Origin of the sequence: Streptomyces sp. NPDC050619 (assembly GCF_040654815.1) — a bacterium.
GTDB lineage: Bacteria > Actinomycetota > Actinomycetes > Streptomycetales > Streptomycetaceae > Streptomyces.
This window is the reverse complement of the sequence record NZ_JBFAIR010000003.1, coordinates 294,509-314,772: the sequence shown is the minus strand read 5'-3', so window position 1 is coordinate 314,772 and position 20,264 is coordinate 294,509. Positions and strand designations below refer to the sequence as shown.

At 71.6% G+C, this 20,264-nt stretch carries 14 protein-coding genes; 9 read left to right on the top strand and 5 right to left on the bottom strand.

Features of this window, described 5'->3' with window-relative positions; genetic code table 11:
- Position 1 precedes the first annotated feature (1 nt).
- The 3 genes from gnd (at position 2) to AB0I77_RS07380 (ending at position 4,640) form a co-directional block, all read left to right on the top strand.
- On the top strand, positions 2-898 hold the full coding sequence (gene gnd, locus AB0I77_RS07390; RefSeq protein ID WP_363281416.1) for a phosphogluconate dehydrogenase (NAD(+)-dependent, decarboxylating): 897 nt from the start codon (positions 2-4) through the stop codon (positions 896-898).
- A 266-nt stretch (positions 899-1,164) separates the two neighbouring features.
- Positions 1,165-3,213, top strand: coding sequence for a multicopper oxidase domain-containing protein (locus tag AB0I77_RS07385; RefSeq protein WP_363281415.1), 2,049 nt, complete (start codon positions 1,165-1,167; stop codon positions 3,211-3,213).
- A complete protein-coding gene (locus tag AB0I77_RS07380; RefSeq protein ID WP_363281414.1) occupies positions 3,210-4,640 on the top strand; it encodes an MFS transporter in 1,431 nt (476 codons plus the stop codon). The genes AB0I77_RS07385 and AB0I77_RS07380 overlap by 4 nt, the downstream gene beginning before the upstream one ends.
- Here the strand turns inward: AB0I77_RS07380 and AB0I77_RS07375 are convergent.
- Entirely contained in the window at positions 4,588-6,075 is a 1,488-nt protein-coding gene (locus tag AB0I77_RS07375) for a gluconokinase (RefSeq protein ID WP_363281413.1), read from the bottom strand. The two genes, AB0I77_RS07380 and AB0I77_RS07375, sit on opposite strands and share 53 nt — an antisense overlap.
- Positions 6,076-6,132: 57 nt before the next feature.
- Entirely contained in the window at positions 6,133-7,476 is a 1,344-nt protein-coding gene (locus tag AB0I77_RS07370) for an MFS transporter (RefSeq protein ID WP_363281412.1), read from the bottom strand.
- A 196-nt stretch (positions 7,477-7,672) separates the two neighbouring features.
- Between AB0I77_RS07370 and AB0I77_RS07365 the strand changes: the two genes are divergently transcribed.
- From AB0I77_RS07365 to AB0I77_RS07340, 6 genes are all read left to right on the top strand, one after another.
- Positions 7,673-8,623: an NAD(P)-dependent oxidoreductase gene (locus tag AB0I77_RS07365; RefSeq protein ID WP_363281411.1), complete on the top strand. Its 951-nt coding sequence runs from the start codon at positions 7,673-7,675 to the stop codon at positions 8,621-8,623.
- Positions 8,620-9,405, top strand: a complete 786-nt coding sequence (locus tag AB0I77_RS07360) for an SDR family oxidoreductase (RefSeq protein WP_363281410.1) — start codon at positions 8,620-8,622, stop codon at positions 9,403-9,405. Before AB0I77_RS07365 ends, AB0I77_RS07360 begins: the two co-directional genes overlap by 4 nt.
- A gap of 57 nt (positions 9,406-9,462) precedes the next feature.
- Positions 9,463-10,512 (top strand): L-idonate 5-dehydrogenase, encoded by a 1,050-nt coding sequence (locus AB0I77_RS07355; RefSeq protein WP_363281409.1) that lies wholly within the window; start codon positions 9,463-9,465, stop codon positions 10,510-10,512.
- 63 nt (positions 10,513-10,575) lie between these two features.
- Positions 10,576-11,592: a D-glycerate dehydrogenase gene (locus tag AB0I77_RS07350; RefSeq protein ID WP_363281408.1), complete on the top strand. Its 1,017-nt coding sequence runs from the start codon at positions 10,576-10,578 to the stop codon at positions 11,590-11,592.
- Between the two features lie 162 nt (positions 11,593-11,754).
- Complete coding sequence (locus AB0I77_RS07345) at positions 11,755-13,482, top strand: glycosyl hydrolase family 28-related protein (protein WP_363281407.1); 1,728 nt, start codon at positions 11,755-11,757, stop codon at positions 13,480-13,482.
- Between the two features lie 84 nt (positions 13,483-13,566).
- The gene (locus tag AB0I77_RS07340; protein ID WP_363281406.1) at positions 13,567-14,841 is read left to right on the top strand and encodes an alginate lyase family protein; all 1,275 of its coding nucleotides are present in this window, start codon (positions 13,567-13,569) and stop codon (positions 14,839-14,841) included.
- Between the two features lie 78 nt (positions 14,842-14,919).
- Here the strand turns inward: AB0I77_RS07340 and AB0I77_RS07335 are convergent, their stop codons facing one another.
- Genes AB0I77_RS07335 through AB0I77_RS07325 form a run of 3 tightly spaced genes read right to left on the bottom strand, consistent with a single transcriptional unit; the run spans position 14,920 to position 20,257 of the window.
- A complete protein-coding gene (locus AB0I77_RS07335; RefSeq protein ID WP_363281405.1) occupies positions 14,920-17,574 on the bottom strand; it encodes a discoidin domain-containing protein in 2,655 nt (884 codons plus the stop codon).
- Positions 17,571-19,373 carry a DUF2264 domain-containing protein gene (locus AB0I77_RS07330; RefSeq protein WP_363281404.1) on the bottom strand — a complete coding sequence of 601 codons (1,803 nt, stop codon included), beginning with the start codon at positions 19,371-19,373 and terminating at the stop codon, positions 17,571-17,573. Before AB0I77_RS07330 ends, AB0I77_RS07335 begins: the two co-directional genes overlap by 4 nt.
- 17 nt (positions 19,374-19,390) lie before the next feature.
- Complete coding sequence (locus tag AB0I77_RS07325; protein WP_363281403.1) at positions 19,391-20,257, bottom strand: carbohydrate ABC transporter permease; 867 nt, start codon at positions 20,255-20,257, stop codon at positions 19,391-19,393.
- Positions 20,258-20,264 lie beyond the last annotated feature (7 nt).

Here is a 20,264-nt window from a genome sequence, read left to right as displayed (position 1 = left end):
CATGCAGGTAGGAATCGTCGGCCTGGGACGCATGGGCGGCAACATGGCCGCCCGCTGGCGGGACCGCGACCACGAGGTGCTCGGCTACAGCCGCACCTCCCCCGACCGCGACGCGGACTCGCTGGAGGAACTCGTCGGCAAGCTCGCCGGACCCCGCGTGGTGTGGCTGATGCTCCCCTCGGGCGAACCGACCCACCAGGCCCTGCGGCAGCTCGCGGAACTGCTGTCCCCGGGCGATGTGATCGTCGAGGGCGGCAACTCCCGCTTCAGCGACGACACCGAGCACGCGCGGATGCTCGTCGAGCACGGCATCGGCTACGTCGACTGCGGTGTCAGCGGCGGCGTCTGGGGCCGCGAGAACGGCTACGCCGTGATGTGCGGCGGCGAGGACGAGCACGTACAGCGCGTCTGGCCGCTGCTGGAGTCGCTCGCCCCCGACCAGGACGGGCTGTGCCACGCGGGCCCGGTCGGCGCCGGCCACTACGCCAAGATGGTCCACAACGGCATCGAGTACGGCATGATGCAGGCGCTCGCCGAGGGCTACGAGCTGCTGGAGGCCGGCGAGTTCGTGCCGGACGTGCCCAAGGTGCTCGCCTCCTGGCGGCACGGCACGGTCGTCCGCTCCTGGCTGCTCGACCTCCTCGTGCGTGCCCTCGACGAAGACCCGGGCCTGGCCACCCTCTCCGGCCGCGTCGACGACTCGGGCGAGGGTCGCTGGACGGTCGAGGAGGCGGTACGCCTCTCGGTCTCCGCCCCCGCCATGACCGCGGCCCTCTTCGCCCGCTTCGCCTCCCGCAAGCCGGACGCGGCCCAGCTCAAGGCCCTCGCGGCGATGCGCCGGCAGTTCGGCGGCCACGCGGTGCATGCCGCTGCCGCGGGCGGGGCGGAGCAGGGCTGACCCTGCCGGGACCCGCACCATGTCGGTCGAGGGGCGGGACACGGATGTCCCGTACCCGAGGCCGACGTATGCAGGAGGCGTTGTTTCAGCACGTCGTGCTGCCACACGGCGTGCGTCTCCGTACGGACCGCGCGCACGGCCGAAGTGTGTGCGACCCGGCGGGGACACCGCCCGGTCCCGAGGTGGACGCCCCGGGACCGGGCGACCAGGAGCCGTAGCGGCGGACCGCCAGGGCGGGTCCGCCGCGGTGATGAGTGAAGGACACCATGCACACCCAGGACGGCAACACCCCGGCGAGCGCGACCCGTTCGGCGTTCACTCGCCGGGGTTTTCTCGCCACCGCGGCGGCGGGCGCCGTCGTCGCCACCGCCGACAGCGCGGCGGTGCCGACGTCGGCGAGCGCGGCCACCGAGTCCGGAGCCGGTCCCGAGTCCGGGACCGCAGCAGCGGCCGGACCGGACGACGAACCCCGCCCGGCTCGCGGCGGACCGGCCGGATCCGCCCCGGCCGCACCCACCTACCGCAGTCTCACCCCCTTCCGTGACCCCCTGCGCATCCCCGCGACCGTCCCGAAGACCCGGGACGACGGCGTCTCGTACGCCACCGTCCGGATGCGGGCGACGACGACCCGCATGCATTCCCAGCTGCCGCCGACCCCCGTCTGGGCCTACGACGGCCAGGTGACCGGCCCCACCTTCGAGGTCCGCCGGGGCGAGAAGCTCCGGGTGACCTGGACCAACGAACTGTCCGGCGACCTCCCGGTGACGGTCGTCGAGGTGCCCAACGCCACGACGACACCCGGGCCCTGGGACCAGCCGGGGCGCGGCGGCGTGAGCGCGCGCGAGGACGTGGCGGCCCTGCGGCCGTGGACGGTGGTCCATCTGCACGGCGCGCTCACGGGCAGCGGCAACGACGGCTGGCCGGAGAACGGCGTACAGCCGGGCACCTCCCAGCTCTCGGAGTACCCCAACGAGCAGCGTGCGGCGGCGCTCTTCTACCACGACCACGCCATGGGCATCACCCGGTGGAACGTGATGGCGGGTCTGTCCGGCATGTATCTGATCCGGGACGAGGAGGAGGACGCCCTCGGCCTTCCCGGCGGGGCGTACGAGATTCCGCTGATGCTCGCGGACCGCAACCTGGAGACCGACAGCGAGGGCCTGCTCACCGGCCGGCTGCTGCACAAGACGATCGTCGTGCACAGTGAACCCCTGGTGCAGATGCGGGCGTTCACCGGCCCGTTCACCATGGTCAACGGGGTGATCTGGCCGTATCTGGAGATCGAGCCGCGCTGGTACCGCTTCCGTGTCGTCAATGGCGCCAACACGCGCCAGTACCGGCTGACGCTGACCGACGAGAACGGGCGTGCCGTGCCGTCCGGTGCCGTGTACCAGATCGGCACGGACCACGGGCTGCTGACGGAACCAGTGCCGGTGGACGGCGCCGACGGGCTGACCCTCGGTTCCGCCGAGCGCGCCGACCTGCTCATCGACTTCTCGGCGTTCCGCGGTCGTCGGCTGCGGCTGACGAACACCAACCCCAATCCCGACCCCGGGCCGTGGCCGCAGGTGATGGAGTTCCGGGTGGCCGAGCGTCCCGTCCACGACCCCTTCACGCTGCCGCGACGGCTGAGCGACGGCTCCCTCGACGACGACGGGACCGGCACCCCGGCCACCCCTCAGCACCCGACCGAGCGGCTGGTGGTGCTGACGCCGATGGGCCCAGGTCAGGCCCTGTGCTGGGAGATGGAGAGGACCGAGGCGCCGTCCGGTGAGCTTCCGGCCGACGGCATCGTGCAGATCAAGGAGGACGACGGCACCCTGACGACGTACCGTCGCGCGGCGGCGGACTTCTACGACCCGGTGCGCTTCTTCGTCCGTACCCGTGGCTGGGAGCGGTGGCGGTTCCTGCACGCGGCGCCGTCGGGCTGGCCGCATCCCATGCACATCCACGCCACGAGTTTCCGGGTGGCGAGCCGGGAGTCGTACGACGTCGGCGGGTTCACGTCGTTCTCGATGCCGGACGGCTCCATCGGCTGCGGCACCGCCGCCCCGCTGCGCCGGACCGGCGCGGGGACGGTGGCCCCGGGCGAGCGGGGCTGGAAGGACACGGTTCGGGTCGGACCGGGTGAGCTGGTCACGGTGGACGGGTACTTCGGGGACTCGGCGGGGAAGTTCGTGTACCACTGCCACATGCTCGAACACGAGGACATGGGCATGATGCGGCAGTTCGTCGTCCTCCCCGGACAGATACAGGACATCGGTATGCCGATGCCGACGCCGATGTCCATGCACGGTACGGAGACACATCAGTGAGCGGCGGGGGCGGCCGGGGGCTGGCGCTGCTGGTCGCCGGGGCCTTCTTCATGGAGAACCTGGACGGCACGATCATCTCGACGGCCGCCCCCGACATGGCCGCCTCCTTCGGGGTGCGGCCGGCCGACATCGGCGTCGCCATGACGGCGTATTTCGTCGCGCTGGCCGTGTTCATCCCGGTGAGCGGCTGGGCCGCCGACCGCTACGGTGCCCGTCGGGTCTTCGTCTGGGCGATCGCCGTGTTCACGCTCGCCTCGGCGCTCTGCGCGGCGGCGGGCGACCTGCCCGAACTGGTCGTGATGCGCGTCGCGCAGGGCATCGGCGGGGCGATGATGGTGCCCGTCGGCAGGCTGGCGGTGCTGCGCTCCACCCGGAAGTCGGATCTGCTGCGGGCGGTCGCGTGGCTGACCTGGCCCGGTCTGCTGGCCCCGGTCCTCGCACCGGCGCTGGGCGGGCTGTTCACGACGTACGCGTCCTGGCACTGGATCTTCCTGGTCAATGTGCCGCTCGGCGTACTGGCGCTGCCGTTCGCCCTGCGGCTCGTCCCCGATCTGCGGCAGCCGGAGCGGCCCCGTCTCGACTGGGTGGGCTTCGGGCTCGGCGGGGCCGGGCTGGCGGCGCTGGTGCTGGGCCTGGAGCGGTTCGGCGCCGCGCCCGCCGCCTGGGACGCGGGCGCGTCCTGGTTCATCGCGGGAGTCGCGCTCTGCGTCGTGACGGTACGTCACTTCGGTGAGGTACGAAGCCCGTTGCTCGACCTCGGCGCCCTGAAGGTGGACACCTTCCGGGTGTCGAACGCTGGTGGCGCCCTGTTCCGCGCCGCGATCACCGCCGTGCCGTTCCTGCTGCCCCTGATGTTCCAGGGGGCCTTCGGCTGGAGCGCGGCCACCGCCGGGCTGGTGCTCATCGCGGTGTTCGCGGGCAACGTCGCGATCAAGCCGCTCACCTCCCCGCTGCTGCGCCGCTTCGGCTTCCGTGCGGTGCTGCTGGTGAACGGGGTCGCGACCGCGGTGACGTTCGTGCTGTGCGGGCTGCTCGGCCCGCACACGCCGATGGCCGTGGTGGTGTCCGTGCTGTTCGTGAGCGGCGTGTGCCGGTCCGTCTCGCTGAGCGCGTACGCGACGATCGGTTTCGCCGACATCGAGCCGGACCGCACCAGCGGCGCCAACGCGCTCTCCAGCACGGTGCAGCAGCTCGCCGCCGGGCTCGGGGTCGCCTTCGGCGCCCTCGCGCTGCGCGCCGCGGACCCGCTCGCTCCCCTCCTCGGCCTGGACGGACCCGTCGCTCCCTACCGGGTGGCGTTCGCGCTGCTCGCGCTGCTTCCCCTGATCACGGTCGCGGAGGCGGCACGGCTGCGGCCGGACGCGGGGGCGGTGGTCACCGGTGCGGCCCCTGCACCTCGCGCAGGAGCTGGTACAACTGCTCGCTGAGCGGCCGGGTCTGCGCCAGCCGCCGTGCCGCCGCCGGGTCGGGGGTCACGGTGCGGTGGGCGCGGGCGCCGGGCACCGGAGAGGTCAGCGAGGGCAGGGCGCCGAGTGCGTGCCGGGCCAGCAGCGCGGCACCGAAGCCCGAGCCGGCGGTGTCGTCGGTGATCTCCAGCGGCATGTCGAGCGCGGCGGCGACGATCTGGGCCCACAGAGTGGAGCGCAGGGCGCCCCCAGTGGCCCGTACCGAGGTGATCGGGGCGTCGGCGGCGAGCAAGGAGTCGCGGACGAGGGCGAGTTGCTGCCCGACACCCTCGATCATGGCCCGGGTCATCTGGGCCCTGCCGTGTCCGCGGCGCAGCCCGATCAGGGCACCGCGTGCGTCCGGATCCCACCAGGGGGCGCGTTCCCCGAGCAGGTGCGGCAGGGCGATCAGGCCCTCGGCGCCGGGCTCCACCTGGGCCGCCTCCTTCAGCAGGTCGCCGACGTCGACGCCGCCGAAGGAGTCGGCCGCCCACTGGGCGACGACCCCCGCATTGCTGACCGCCCCGCCGAGCACCCACAGCCCGTCCGCGAGGTAGTAGCAGAACACCCGGCAGCCTTCGTCCACGCCCGGCCGGTCGCGTACGACACGCAGGGCGCCGCTGGTGCCGAGGGAGAGCGCGGCCGTGGCGGGTGCGGTGGCGCCAACGGCGAGATTGGCCAGCGGGCCGTCCCCGGCGCCCGCCACCACGGGCAGCCCGGCGGGCAGGCCCAGCGTGGCGGCGACTTCGGGGAGCAGCGTGAACACGGCGGTGGGCGGCACCAGTTCGGGCAGCCGGTCGTCGCTCACCCCGGCGATGTCCAGGGCGGGACCGTGCCATCGGGTGGTGCGCAGGTCCAGCAGGCCGGTGGCGGAGGCGCAGGACAGGTCGGTGACCAGGCTGCCGGTGAACCGCGAGAGGACGTAGTCCTTCAGACCGCACCAAGTCGCCGTACGCCGGACGAGTTCCGGCTCGTGAGCCGCGAACCAGGCCAGTTTGGTGAGCGGGGCCATGGAGTGCACAGGGGTTCCGGTCGCCCGGTGCAGAGCGTCGGCGCCCCCGTCCGCCCGAAGGTCCCTGGCGATGCCGGCGGCCCGGGTGTCCGCCCAGCTCAGTGCCTCGGTCAGCGGTTCACCGCGGGAATCCAGGGCGAGCAGGGTGTGCAGGGCCGCGCTGAAGGAGAGGGCGGCGACCGAGAGACCGCGCCCGGCGCAGATCCCAGCGCTCTCCCGTACCGCTTCTACGACCCCGGCCAGCACCGTCTCCGGATCGTGCACGGCTTCCCCGTGCCGGCCCGTGCGCAGGGGTGCGGGACGCTCGACGGTCGACACCACCCGGTAGGCCCCGTCCACGGCGACCACCTTGGTCGCGGTGGTGCCCAGGTCGATCCCGAGCACCACCTGGGCCTCGTCCTTCATCACTGTCTTCTGCTCCGTTTCTCTTGCGACTCTGTTTGCTGTTCATCTGTTCGCTGTTCAGCGAGCGTCGGCGAGATCGGTGAGGTCCCGGCCCCGGGTCTCCGGAGTGAAGAAGGTGGTGACGAAGGTGATCAGCGAGAGGACGACGACGTAGGCCGCCAGCGGCCACCAGGCGTCGTCGAAGGCCAGCAGCAGCGTCGCGCCGAGCAGCGGGGCGATTCCGCCGGCGACGATCGCGCTGATCTCCCGGCCGATCGCGACACCGGTGTAGCGATGCCGCGCCCCGAACAGCTCGGCGAGCAGGGCGCACTGGGACCCCAGCATGCCGTTGACGCCGACGCCGATACCGAGAGTGATGACCACGCAGATCAGCACGGTGTTCCCGGAGCTCATCAGCGCGAAGGCGGGGACGGCGAAGAGCGCCTGGAACAGTGCGGCCATCCGGTAGAGCGGGACCCGGCCGATCCGGTCGGAGAGCATCCCGAACAGGGGGATGGTGGCGATACCGGCGAGCGAGGCGCAGGCCACGGCGAGCGGGCCGACCGAGTCGGAGACGCCGACCACGGTGGTCACGTAGCTGATGCTGAACGTGGAGTAGAGATACGAGGTGCCGTTCTCGGCCATCCGCAGGCCGAAGGCGATGAACAGATTACGCCGGCTCTTGACCATGAGATCGCGCAGCGGTCGCTTGCTGACCTCGCCGCTCTGCTCCAACTGCTCGAAGGCGGGGCTCTCCTCCAACTGGAGCCGGATGTACACCGCGACCAGGATCAGTACGGCGCTCAGCAGGAACGGCACCCGCCACACCCAGCCGAACAGCACGTCGTCGTCCAGCCGGGCCAGCGGGATGAACAGGGCGGTGGCCAGCAGCATGCCGACCTGGATGCCGACGAAGGGCAGCGCCGCGTAGTAGCCGCGTCTGGCCGGCGGGGCGTACTCGGCCATCAGGGTCGAGGCCCCGGCCTGCTCCGCTCCGGCTCCGAAGCCCTGGAGCAGGCGCAGGAACATCAACAGGACGGGGCTCCAGGCACCGACCGTGTGGTACGTCGGCAGCAGTCCGATGGCGAAGGACGATCCGCCCATCAGCGCGACGGTCACGACCAGCACGGTCTTGCGGCCGTGCCGGTCTCCGAGCGAGCCGAAGAAGAGCCCGCCGAGCGGGCGGGCGAAGAAGCCGACCGCGTAGGTGGCGAAGATGGCGACGAGCCCGACCGCCGGGCCGAGCCCGGGGAAGAAGAGGTGCTTGAACACCAGGGCCGAGGCGGTGCCGTAGATGGCGAAGTCGTAGTACTCGAGGGCACTGCCCACCGAACTGGTGACGAGCGCACGGCGCAGACCCGGGTTCTCCTCCTCGCCGCCGCCGTCGGCAGGCCGGGGTGTCCTCGTCGCTGGCACCTGCATGGGATGCCGCCTTCCGTCTCAAACGACGTGGTAACACGCCGTACATCTGCGGACGCGAGGACCGTAACAGCATGCGGCACTCAAGCCAACATGCTGAACACGTGAGCACTCACACCGTCGAACAGTTGCACTTCTCCATCACCCTGGTTCAATATGCTGGCTTGAGAACAGCATTTCGTTCAGGAGGTTGGTCTGAGTGACAGGACATCCGGAGGTGGGGGTTGCCGGGCTGGGAGTCATGGGGGCGGCCATCGCCCGCAGACTGCTGCGGCGCGGACGCACCGTGCGGGTCTACGACGTCCGGCAGGACGCGGTGGCGGAGCTCGCCGGGGACGGCGCGGATCCGGCGGACTCGGCGGCACAGCTCGCCTCGGCCTCCGTGGTGATCCTCTCCCTCAACACCGCCGACATCGTCGAACAGGTGGTCTTCGGCCCCGAAGGCGTCCTCGCCGCCACGCCCGAGGGCGTCCTCGTCATCGACATGTCCAGCATCGATCCCGGACGCACCCGCGAGTTCGCCGAACGGGCCGGGAAGCTCGGCGCCGGCTGGGTCGACGCCCCTCTGTCGGGCGGCGCGCCGGGCGCGGAACGCGGCGAGCTGACGTTGATGCTCGGCGGCGCGGAGGAACACGTGGAGCGGGCGCTGCCCGTGCTCGGGGCGCTGTCCTCACGGCTCACCCACCTCGGCCCGGCCGGCTCCGGGCAGCTGGTCAAGTCCGTCAACCAGGTGCTGGTCGGCTGCGGGTTCGCCGCCCTCGCCGAGGCCGCCGCGCTGATCCGGGCGGCCGGTCTGCCGCCGCGGCAGGTACAGGCGGCGCTCACCGGGGGCAGGGCCGACTCGGCGCTGCTCCAGGAGTTCTTCGTGAAGTTCGCCGAAGTGGATCTGACGCCCACCGGCCGGGTCAGCAACATGGTCAAGGACCTGGAGGCGGCCCGCGACTACGCCCGCTCGGCGGGAGTGCCGCTGCCGGTCACCACCGCCGTCGCAGAACTGCACCGCTGGCTGGCCGCCGCGGGCCACGGCGACGCCGACAACGCCGCGCTCATGCACTACTACGAAACCGGAAACGGAACGGGGACCGGGACCGGGACCAGAAACGGAAACGGGACCGGGACCGGAAACGGCCGGACGGGAGACAAGTCATGACGGTTTCAGCCAAGGGTTCTTCCCTGTTCGACCTCTCCGGGCGGCTCGCCCTGGTCACCGGCTCCAGCAAGGGCATCGGATTCGCCCTCGCGGCAGGACTGGCCGAGGCGGGCGCCGAACTCGTCCTCAACGGCCGCGATCCCGAGGCCCTGGAACGCGCCCGCGCCGACCTCGCCGAACGCACCGGGGCCAAGGTGCACGGCGTGCCCTTCGACGTCACCGACGAGGCGGCCGTACAGGCGTCGGTCCGGGAGATCGAGGACCGGATCGGCCCGCTGGACATCCTGGTCAACAACACCGGCGTACAGCACCGAGAACCACTCCTCGAAGTCTCCGCCGAGAACTTCGAACGGGTCGTGCGGACCAACCTCACCAGCGCCTTCCTGGTCGGCCGTGCGGTGGCCGCGGGCATGGTCGGGCGCGGCCACGGAAAGATCGTCAACATCTGCTCCGTGCAGACCTGGCTCGCCCGTCCGGGCATCGCCGCCTACGCGGCCTCCAAGGGCGGCCTCGCGATGCTGACCCGGGGCATGTGCGCGGAGTGGGCCGAGTCGGGGCTGACGGTCAACGGCCTGGCGCCCGGCTATGTGGTCACCGAACTGACCCGCCCGCTCGTCGACGACCCCGCCTTCGACTCCTGGATCCGGGGCCGTACTCCGGCCGGGCGCTGGGCCTCGGTCGAGGATCTGGTCGGCACGCTGGTGTGGCTCGCCGCCCCGGCGTCGGACTTCGTCAACGGCCAGGTGATCGCCGTCGACGGCGGCCTGACCGCGGTCATCTGAGAAAGGACCGAGGACATGAACACAGGGAACACAGCGAACTCAGCGAACTCAGCCACGATGCGAGCGGTCGTCGCCCACGGGGCGGGCGACCTGCGCCTGGAGGAGCGGCCGGTGCCTCAGCCCGGCCCCGGCGAGGTGGCGGTCGACATCCGCTACGGCGGGATCTGCGGCTCCGACCTGCACTACTGGCGGCACGGCGCGGTCGGCGAGTTCCGGCTGCGCGAACCGCTGGTCCTCGGCCACGAGATCGTCGGCCAGGTGCGCGCGGCGGGCCCGGGTGCGCAGGCCCCGCCGCCCGGGACCCCGGTGGCCGTGCACCCGCTGGCCTCCTGCGGCAGGTGCCGGCAGTGCCTCGCGGGACGGCGCAACACCTGCCTGGACACCGGCTATCTGGGCAGCGCCGCCCGCAATCCCCATGTCCAGGGCGGCTTCGCCGAGGTCCTGGTGGTGCCCGCGGAGCGGGTGCTGCCCCTGCCCGAGGGGCTCGACCTGCGGCTCGCCGCGCTCGCCGAGCCCGCGGCGGTGGCCTGGCACGCGGTACGGCGGGCCGGCGACGTACGCGGCAAGCGCGTCCTGGTCACCGGCGCCGGACCCATCGGCTGCCTGGTGGTCGCGGCCCTGCGCGCCGCCGGCGCCGACGAGATCACCGTGACCGATGTCCACGAGGAGCCGCTGGCCGTCGCCAAGCAGCTGGGCGCCACCTCGACCGTACGCGTCGGCGGCCCCACGGGCGGCGGAGCTGAACTGGAGGAACTCGCGGCGGACATCGCCATCGAGTCCTCGGGCAATCCGGCCGGGCTGCGCACCTGTGTGTACGGAGTGGACCGGGGCGGTCTGGTGGTGGGCCTCGGCCTGCTCCCGCCCGGGGACACCCCGGTCGCCGCGAACGCGGTGATCACGCGGGAGCTGCGGCTGGTCGGCTCCTTCCGCTTCGACACCGAACTCGGCGACGTGCTGCGGGCGCTGGCCGACGGCCGCCTCCCCGTCGACCCCGTGGTGACCTCCGTACTCCCCGTGGCACACGCCGGCGAGGCCTTCGAACTGGCGGCGGACCCGGCGCGTTCCTGCAAGGTGCTCCTCGACTTCGCGGTTCCGGCGAAGCTCTGACGCGGGCCGGCCATACGCCTTCCCTCTCTCCTCCAACGCCCCTTCTGTCTCCGGGAGTTCAGCATGTCCGGCACCTCCGCACCCCGTCCCCGCGTCGCGGTGAGCCGCACGGGCCTGCCGGGCGCCGCCGTCCGGCGCCTGGCCTCGCGGTACGACGTCACCGCGTGGGAAGGAACGGCGCCGCCCACCTCCGCCGAGCTGGGCGCGCTGGCCCGGGGTTGCGAGGGGCTGCTCGTCCTCGGCAGCGACCGGGTGGACGCCGCCCTGCTGGACGCGGCCGGCCCCGGCCTCCGGGTCGTGGCGCTGGCCTCGATGGGCTACGACGGCGTGGACGTCGATGCCGCCGCCGCGCGCGGTGTGGTGGTCACCCACACCCCCGATGTGCTCGCCGACACCACCGCCGACGTGGCGATGGCGCTGATCCTCATGGCGCGACGGCGCCTCGGCGCCAGCACCGACGCGATGCGGCGCGGCGAGTGGGGCGCCTTCAGGATGGACGCCTTCCTGGGGCTCGACGTACAGGGCGGGACACTCGGCCTGATCGGCTACGGGCAGATCGCCAAGGCCCTCGCGCGCCGGGCGGCCGGATTCGGGATGCGGATCCAGCACCACCATCCGCGCCGCAAGGAGGACGACGCGCTGTCCCGCTGGGTCACCTTCGACGAACTGCTGCGGACCAGTGACGTGGTGTCCGTGCACACTCCGCTGACGCCCGAGACCACCGGCATGATCGGCGCACCGGAGCTCGCCCTGATGAAACCGACGGCGACCCTCGTCAACACCGGCCGGGGCGGAATCGTCGACGAGGCGGCCCTGCTCACCGCGCTGCGCGGCGGGCAGCTGCACTCGGCCGGGCTGGACGTGATGGTGGACGAGCCGCGCATGGATCCGGCCGACCCGCTGTTCGCCGAGCCGCACCTGGTGGTACTGCCACACGTGGGCTCGGCGACGGAGGCCACACGCGCGGCGATGGTGGAGCTCGCGGCAAGCAATATCGAGGCCGTGCTGGAGGGGGACGCGGCGCCGACTCCGTTGCCGGGGACGAGGGGCGTGAGGTCCTCATCGATCTCACAAACCTGACAACCCGTCAATACATCGGGTGTATCGGGGAAACTAAGTAGGTTCGCGCGGCGGAAGAGGCGTGCACGACCCTTTCCCGTCCCAGCAGCGGCATGTCATGCTCGCGACACACAGAGCTATGAACGTTGTTCATCTACATGAATTGTGGAGGAGCGAGCGGACATGAGCGACTTACACGAGTGCGCGAGCGGGGACAGGTACGCCGGCATCACGAGACGAGGCCTGCTGGGCAGCGCCGCGGCCCTGGCGGCCGGTGCCGCGGCGGGCAACGGCACGGCGCAGGCCGCACCCGCCGCACAAGGTCAAGTCCCGCTGTTGTGGCGTGAGTTGACCGACAGCCCCTACACCCACTCCCAGATCCCCTACGTCGGCCGGGCGGGCTACCGCGGCGGCGCGGAGCGTTTCCCCCGCCGCCGCCCCGTGTTCGACGTACGCGCCTCAGGGGCCAGGGCGGACGGCACCACCGACTCCGCCCCCGCGATCAACCGTGCCATCGTCGCTGCCGGCAGGGCCGGCGGTGGCACGGTCTCCATCCCGTCCGGGACCTTCCGGATCGACGACGCCATACGCCTCGGTCACTCGAACGTCGTCCTGCGCGGCGCGGGCAGCGGTCGCACGAAGTTATACGCGACGCGCAGCCTCACCGAGCTGATCGGCGCCTACGGCTCCCGCTACGGCGGCGACAAGTCGTCCTGGTCCTGGGCGGGCGGCCTCATCTGGCTCGCCCCCGAGGCCCGTTGGAACTCCCTCGTCGCCGCGATCCGGGCGAAGGCATGGCCGTTCGAGGGCTGGACCGGCAACCGGCGCGACGAATGGCGGCCACTCACCGACGTCGCCCCGGCCCGCCAGGGCTCCTGGACGGTGACGGTCACCGACCCCGCCGGACTGCGTCCCGGCATGCTCGTCCTCCTCCGGCTCGCCGACGACACCGGTCACACCCTGCTGGAGCACATGGCAGGTGGGGGACCCGGCCCTGAGGCGTACTACTGGGACGACAAGACGAAGCTGACCTCGTACGTCCCCTACGAGTGGCCGGTGCGTATCGCCCGTGTCCACGGCCGGAGGGTCACGCTGGAACGGCCCCTCCCGCTCGACGTACGCCCCGAATGGAACCCTCAGCTCACCACCCATGTACCGGAGCTGACGGGCTCGGGAGTCGAGGGCCTGACCCTGGAGGCCGTGCAGACACCGCAGCAGCCGCACCTTCTCGACCAGGGGTACAACGGCGTCGTCCTTCAGTGCGCCTACGACTGCTGGGTGGACGATGTGACGGCCCGTCACGTCGACAACGGCTTCGGCCTGGTAGCCGCGTCCGCCTGCACCCTGCGCCGGACGCGGGTCGCGGGCCGTGGCTCCCATCATCCCTACTTCTGCCGCGAGGGTTCACACGACAACCTCTTCGAGGACTTCACCGTCGAAGAGCGCACCACCCCCGCGCCCGCCAACACCCAGCTGCACGGCATCAACGTCGAGGGACTGTCCTCGTACAACGTGTGGTCGCGGGGTGACATGCGGATGGGCACGTTCGACAGCCACCGCGGGATGCCCTTCGCCAACGTCCGCACCGACATCACCGTGCACAACAACGGCCGTCACGGTGGTGACGCGAGCGCGGGTCCCCTGTTCGGCGCCCGCTTCACGCACTGGAACATTCGCGTCACCAACGGCCGGGCGGGCCTGATGAAGATCGACGCTCTGGCACCGCACTCCGCCACCGTCGGCATCGACGAGGTCAGGGAGTTCGACCAGATCGACGTCCCGGACTTCACCGGCGACCTGCACGCGCGGCTGGAGCTGTACGGCAACCCCGGCGCGGTACGGCCGCGGAACCTGTACGAGGCCCAGCGCGGGCTGAAGGCCGCGGCAGAGGACGACGAACGAGGCATCTAGCTTCCACCCCCGCGGTGTTGAGGCACCTCTTCTCGCCCAAGAAAGACGGTTCCCTGAATTCACATACATGATCGGAGTTGACCGATGCGCGCTCTCCCGCGCCTGGGTGTCCTCCTGGCGGCGTTATCCGCGTTCACCGCCGGCGCTCTTCCCGCCGCCTCGGCGGAGGTGGCCCACCCGGTGCCCAAGGCCCCGCACACCGCCGTCCTCGACGGCACCCGCCTGCAACAGGCAAAGGTCCGTCTGGACCACGGCGACCCGCGACTGCGCCGAGCCGCCCAGGCATTGACGGCCCGCGCCGACAAGTGGCTGAACCAGGGCCCCTGGACGGTCGTCGACAAACCCAAGCCGGCACCCGGTGGGGACATCCACGACTACCTCAGCCAGGCCCCGTACTGGTGGCCCTCCCAGCCGCCGACCTCCGGCAACCCGTGGGGCTGCCCATATGTGCAGCGTGACGGAGAGCGCAACCCCGAGGTCGACACCGGCACCGACCGCCAGGACGTCGAGAAGGTCTTCGACTCCGCCTACGACCTCTCCCTCGCCTGGTACTACACCGGCGACAAGCGGTACGCGGAGAAGGTCGGGCAGATCCTGCGCACCTGGTTCCTCGACCCGGCCACGAAGATGAACCCGAACCTGAACCACGCGCAGTTCATCCCCTGCAAGTACGACGGCCGTGCCATCGGCATCATCGACTTCTCGCAGTCGTACACCAGCGTCCTCGACGCGCTCGCCATCCTGGACACCGGCGCCGCCGGCTGGACCAGGACGGACCGCGCCGGCATGACGAAGTGGAACACCGACTTCCTCGACTGGCTCAGGAACAGCGACTTCGGCAAGGAGGAGGGCGCCGCCACGAACAACCACGGCACCTTCCACGACATGCAGGTCGCCGCCCTCGCCTACGCGACCGGCGACAGGGACCTGGCCCGTCGTACGGTCCTGAACGCGGGCAGTGCGCGCATCGCCCGGCAGATCGCCGCCGACGGCAGCCAGCCCCAGGAACTCACCCGCACGCGCAGTTGGCACTACTCGACCTTCGCCCTGGTCGCCCACACCCGGCTCGCGGCCGTCGGCGAGCACGTCGGCGTGAACCTGTGGAAGTACCGGGGCCCCGACGGGCAGACCCTGTTCAAGGCGGTGGACTACCTGCTGCCCGCCGCGACCGGAGCCGCCACCTGGCCGCATCCGGACCTCGAGTTCCACCGGTATGCGGCCACTGACGTGGTGCACACGGCCGCCGACGCAGGCGACCGGCAGGCGCAGCGGGCCGTCCCCTCCCTGGAGGCGCCACCGGGCGGGGATCTGTGGGCCCTGCGCCCGGCAGCGGAGCAGCTGGACTCCATCGCGGGCTGACACCGGTACGCGGTAGCCATCGCGGCCGGGCCGGGCGACGGGGTTCCCCATCCCGCCGCCCGGCCCGGTCCTCGCCTGTCAGGGCCTGATCGTCAGCCAGTCGAGCGCGGCGACCCGGCCCGTGCCCTTCGCCACGAGGTAGAGGTCGTGCGCGCCGGTGACCTCGCGCTTCAGTGTCACGGACTGCTCCCGCCAGTCGCCGGTGCCCGCGACGGGCACCACCCCGGCCACCGGACCGTCCGGCGCGTCCAGGCGCAGTTGGAGCGAGCAGCCCTGCTTACAGGTGGAGTTGAGGCGGGCGGTGAGGTGCTGTCCACGGATGTTCGCCTTGCGGAAGGCCACCCAGTCGCCCGAGCCGAGGACCCCGGTGGCCGCCGTGCCGCGCTCCACCCCTCGTACGCTCGTGGCCTGTTCGGCCTGGAGCGTCGAGGCGGCGTCGGGCCCGTCGCCGTACAGCCGGATGTCGTTGACGACCCAGGGCACGGGCCCGCTCGCGGTGAGCGTGATCCGTACATAGCGGGCGGTGGTCTGGCTGGGGAACACCGCGTCCTGGGTGAAGGAGCGGCCGAAGACCCGGGCGAGCGGCTCGCCCCAGTTCTCGCCGTCGCCGCTGACGGAGACCGTGAAGCCGTACGGCTGGCCGTTGGTGTCGCGGCCGGCGTCGAGGGAGAGCCGGCCGAAGGTCTTGCTCTCGCCGAGGTCGACGGTCAGGGACTGCCCGGCGGCCTGCGGGGCGGCGCCCGTCCAGCGGGTGTTGATGTCCGCGTCGACGGTGGCGGAGGCGTCGGTGCCGTCGCTCGCGGTGGCGCTCCAGCTGCCGTGCCGTACCCGCTGCTGGCAGCCGGGCAGGTCGCAGCCGGTCGACCAGACGGGTGCGCCGTACTCGTAGGCGCCCTGGTCGGGAGCCGCACCCAGGGTGTCGGTGGTGATGCCGTCGACCACCTCGCCCGCGTCGATGGCGGGTGACCCGGGCGTCAGCCACAGCTCGCCGTTGACGGCGTCGGTGTAACCGGGTTTGTCGCTGATCAGATTGGAGCGGACGACCGGCAGCGGGTCGCCGGTCTGCGTCGCGCTGATCGGCTTCGGCCCGACGATGTTGCTGATGTACGAGCCGGAGGCGTCCGTCGCGCCGCTGAGCAGCACCGAGTTGCCGTTGATGCCCATGCCGTAGCTCGAGTTGTGGTCCTCGTTGGCGATGCTCGGGCCGGTGTGACCGTTGAAGAAGGTGCCCCGGGCGCCGGTGTTCCAGGCGACGTTGTGGTGCAGCCGGAAGTGTCCGGAGTAGTTGTCGACGTAGAAGCCGACCTGACCGTCCGCGTCGTGCGAGGTGTTGTGGTCGATGGACGTGCCGGAGCCGTTCAGGCTGCAACAGACGTAGAAGGGCGAGCCGTCGCGGGAGGTGCGCATCGCCTCGGACATGTCGTTGTAGGCGATGCGGTTGTCGTGGAACTCGGTGCCGTTGAGCTGCCAGGCGGTGTCGATGGCCGCCCGTCCGGTGCGCCGGATCGTGTTGTGGGTAACCGTGTGGCCGTTGCCGTTGATCTCGATGCCGGGGGTGTAGCTGCCCATCCAGCCGACGTCGTGGATGTAGTTGTTGGTGACGGTGTTGCCGGTGCCGCGGACCAGGACGCCGTCACCGGCCGACTGCGAGATCTCGCTGTTCTTCAGCGTGTTGCCGGTGCCGAGGATCTGCACGCCGGAGTCGAGGATGCGGGAGGCGACGATATGGCCCTCGAACGGCTCGATCGCGAGATCGCTGTCCGGGGGCATGGGCAGGGTGGAGAACTCGGAGATGTACGTGGCGCGCAGTCGGTCGACCACGACTCCCTTGCTGGAGGCGCCCGTTCGCAGGGAGGTACCCCACAGGTTCAGGCCGCGTACGGTGACGTACGAGCTGTCGCTCAGGTCGACGCCCCACAGCCGGTGCTTGGCGGTCACCGTGTGTCCGGCGATGCCGCCCTTCGGGGGGACCATGTAGAGCTTGTGCGCGGTCTTGTCGTAGTACCACTCCCCCGGCTGGTCGAGGGCGGCCTTCGACCCGACGAGGTAGTAGTTGCGGTAGGTCTGGTTGCCCATGCACAGCGGCGGACAGCGGTAGTTGCCGCCCTTGAAGTCCAGCTTGCCGGGTGCGGTGGCGGTGACCGTGCCGGTCTGCTGGGCCCAGGGGTTGGAGCCCGCCCACAGGTGCACGGTGGCGCCGGTCCAGTCGGCGTCGGGCAGGTCGGTGTCGTCGATGTGCTGGTCGGTGGAGGTGGTGTCGGCCTCGGCCCAGGTGGTGTTCAGCGGATCGGCGCCGGAGTTGGGCCAACGCCCCTCCGCAGCACGGGCGTTGTCCAGGAACACCGCGTTGAAGTCGGGGTCGGGCGGCAGGTCGGTGTCGGCGGCGATCAGTCCGTCGCCGGCGTCCTTCCAGCCGGTCACCTGCTCGGTCCCGTCGACGGTCACCGGGCCGTCGCCGTAGGCGGCGATCGTGATCGGGGCGCCCGCGGTGCCGGAGGGAGGGGTGAGCTGTTCGCGGTAGGTGCCCTGGTGGATCAGGCAGGTGTCGCCGGGGCGGACGCGGTCGAGGCAGGCGCCGATGGTGCGCAGGGGGCTTGCCTGGGTGCCGTATGCCTGGTCGCTGCCCCCGGGGGCGACGTGGTACGTGTGGCCGGACTGCGCCGCCTGCGCCTGGACCGGGGAGGTCAGCAGGGCGGTCACGGCGGCCAGTACGGACAGGTGCCTGAGTCTCATGTCCCGTCTCCAAGTCTCATGTCCCGTACGTCTCCAGTCGTCGGATGTGCGGTGGTCGGGGGCAGTGCGGTAGTCGGGGGCGGTGCGGTGGTCGGGGGTTCTCGCCAGGCCGTCTCGGCTTCGGGTCCGTCCGGGGCGCCGAGCACGGCGCATCTCAACCAGTGCTCGCCGGGTGGGAGTTGCCCCAGGAGCACGGGCAGGGCGGTGCGCCGTGCGAGGACGTTCGTGCCGGGCAGACAGTCGACGACCTCGCCCTCGCGCCGGCCGTCGAGGTCGCGCAGTCCGGTGAGTCCCGCGGGCGCCGACACCCGTGCGTGTCCTGGCCCGCTCTCTCGTTCCGTGCCCGCGTCCCGGTCGACGGCGAAGCCGCCCTCGGCGGTGTGCAGGGCGCGGCCGGTGCGGATGCGGTGGGTGCGCACATGCCAGGGCGCGGCGGCCGTCAGCCAGGTGGTGATCTCCACGTCGGGCCACGGATGCCAGGTGCTGAGGACCGTGTCGGCGGTGACGTAGGACGCGACCGGCTCCTCGCGCACCCGGTAGTGCGCCCCGCCGTCGTCGCTCAGCGCCAGCATCGAGTCGTACGCGCCCTGTTCGAGGCCTAGTGTGCCGTTCGGCAGGCTGAAGCCGAACCGGGTCGAGTACGCGAACTTGGCGTACTTCTCGGCTCCATGGCGCACCCACGGGTGGTGCTGGCGCCCGGCGAGCAGGGTGACGTCGCCGGACGCGCGCATCAGCACCGCCCCGGCGTGCGGCTGGGCGCTGACGGCGGGCAGTGCGGGAGCCGGCTCCTCCTTCGCGGTCCAGAACGGGTGCGGGGCCGGCAGCGCGAGCGGCAGGTACGCCTTGAGCGACCAGTAGGGCGAGCCCGGCGCGTTGTACTGCTCGGCCAGCGCGGGCTGCGGATAGCCGTACCCGACGGACAGCAGCCCGTCGGGCCCGGCCACCGGCCGCCCGCGCCACCAGCGCAGATGCCGCAGCAGATACCCCTTGACCTCGCCCCACGGCAGTACGTCGACGCCCGCGTACGGCAGCGCGCCCCAGAAGGCTGCCTGCGCCCAGCGGTAGGTCAGGCTGCGGCCGTACGGGACGGCGGCGCCGTCGTCGGCGAACCAGTGCCGGAAGTCGCCGGCGAACCGGGCCGCCCGTTCCTTGAAACGGTCGCCACTCGTGAGCACGTCGTACAGCAGGCCGTAGAAGTGCATGGCCCACGGGATGTAGTAGTCGCGGCGTTCGGTGGGGCCGTCCGCGTACCAGCCGTCGCCGAGCCAGAAGGTCTCCAGCCGGTCGAGGCGTGCGGTGATCAGCGAGCGGTCGTAGGGCACCCCCACCCGGTCGAGGCCGAGGCCGACCAGCACCGGGAAGAAGAGCCAGTTGTTGTCGGTGGTCTGGCGGGGCAGCGCGCTGAGCAGCCAGCGGGCGAGCCGGTCGCGTTCGGGGCCGCTCAGCGGGTCCCACCACTGCTCGGGAGCGAGGGCGAGCGCGAAGCCGATGGCGGCCATCTCGACGATGCGCTGATCGTGGTCGACCGGCTCGCCCCAGTACTCGGGGTGCGCGGGATCGCTGCCGTGAGCGAGTCCCTGGAGCCACAGCTCGGCGTGGGGAACGGCCTGTCCGCCCGCCGCCAGCGGCGCGAGCCCCCACAACGGCCGGGCGAACGCCTCCAGTTCGGCGGCCGTGTCGTCGTGGATCGCGGTGTTCACGCCGAGCCGTACACGCGCCCGGCCCGTGCTGAAGCGGGACGCGAGGGGCTCCACCAAATCCCGTACGTGGGAGGAGAGTTCGATACGCGTGTCGTCCATCAGCCGTTCTCCGCCCATCAGCCCTTCTCCGCCCCGGCCAGCAGCCCGGTGCGCAGGAAGCGCTGGGCGAGGATGAAACCGATCAGCAGCGGCGCGCAGGCCACGAGCCCCGCCAGGGCCGCCTCCGGCTGGTGGATGTCGAGGTCGGCGAAGCCGCTGGAGTTGTTGACCGCGCCGGTGGACTGGAGCAGGGACATCAGGCCGAGCTGGAGAGTGAAGGTGCGGTCGTCGGAGAGCATCACGAAGGGCAGGAAGAAGTCGGTCCAGCAGCGGACGAAGCCGAAGAAGGCGATCAGCGCGATGGCGGGGCGGGCCAGCGGCACCGCCACCGACCAGAACAGCCGCAGTTCGCTCGCCCCGTCGACGCGTCCGGCGTCCAGCAGGCTGTCGGGCAGGTTCGCCTGGAAGTGCAGGAAGGCCAGGTAGACGCCGAACGGGTAGAAGGACAGCGGCAGGATCACCGACCAGACCGTGCCCGTGAGGTGGAGTGCCGACATCTCCAGGTACAGCGGGAGCACCAGTGCGGCCGGGGGCAGGATCATCGTCACGATCGAGAGGGTGAGCAGCGCCCGGCGGCCGGCGAAGTCGTGTTTGGCGAGCACATAGCCCGCGGGAACGCACAGCAGCAGGGCGAGGGCCACGCTGGCCGCCGCGTAGATGATCGAGTTGCCGATCCACAGGGTGATCTCGCCGTCGTTGTACGACGTCAGGTGGGACCAGGCCTCGCCGACGTTGCCCAGCGAGCCGAAGCCGAGCGGTGCGCCGGTGGTCAGGTCGTCGGCCGTGCGGGTGGGGGCGAGCAGCAGCCAGAGCAGGGGCAGTCCGAAGAAGACGGCCGCGCCGAGCAGGAACAGGGCACGGGCGCCGCGCGACAGAGCGGTCATCGCCTCA